This window comes from Microbacterium sp. BF1 (assembly GCF_019279095.1).
Classification (GTDB): domain Bacteria; phylum Actinomycetota; class Actinomycetes; order Actinomycetales; family Microbacteriaceae; genus Microbacterium; species Microbacterium maritypicum.
The window spans coordinates 1-607 of sequence record NZ_JAGYWT010000833.1; the positions used below are offsets into that span (position 1 = coordinate 1).

Sequence of the window (607 nt, forward strand, 5' to 3'; positions counted from 1 at the left end):
GCGCAGGACCGCCGAGGCCGAGATGCGGCGTCTGCGCGACGAACGCGAGAGGACCATCCGCGTGCGCGGCAGCATCCCCGCGCACCTCGACGAATCACGCGCACTGCTCGCACAGGCGGTCGGACTCTCGCCATCGGATCTTCCGTTCGTCGGGGAACTCATCGAAGTGCGCACGGAGTTCGAGCCATGGCGCGAGGCCTTCAACCTCGCGCTCGGCGGCTTCGCGAGGACGCTTCTGATCGACGTCGAGCATCTGGCAGAGTTCCGTTCGGCCATCAACGCGGTGCGCACCCCGGAACGGCTCAATTACGAAGGCGTCCAGACGGGGCTCCCCGAGATGCGGGGCGCCGACCCGAAGACGCTCCCCGGGCGGCTCGACCACCTGCCCACGCCCTTCACCGGCTGGCTCCAGCAGAGACTCCAGGAGCGCTTCGGGTACGTCTGCGTGGACTCGTCGTCGCAGCTGGGCGCGCATCAGAGAGCGCTCACCATCAGCGGTCAGGTCTCGCAGGGGAGTCGCGGCGCGCACGGCGGGCAGGGCCGCGCCAACATGCTGGGCTTCACCAACGACCGTCGTCTGCGTGAGATCGATGAGCAGCTGCGGCAG

General features: G+C 68.9%; 1 pseudogene. It reads left to right on the top strand.

The window, feature by feature from the left end:
- Positions 1–22: 22 nt before the first annotated feature.
- Positions 23–607, top strand: a pseudogene (locus tag KZA10_RS17075) (hypothetical protein); the annotation flags it as partial.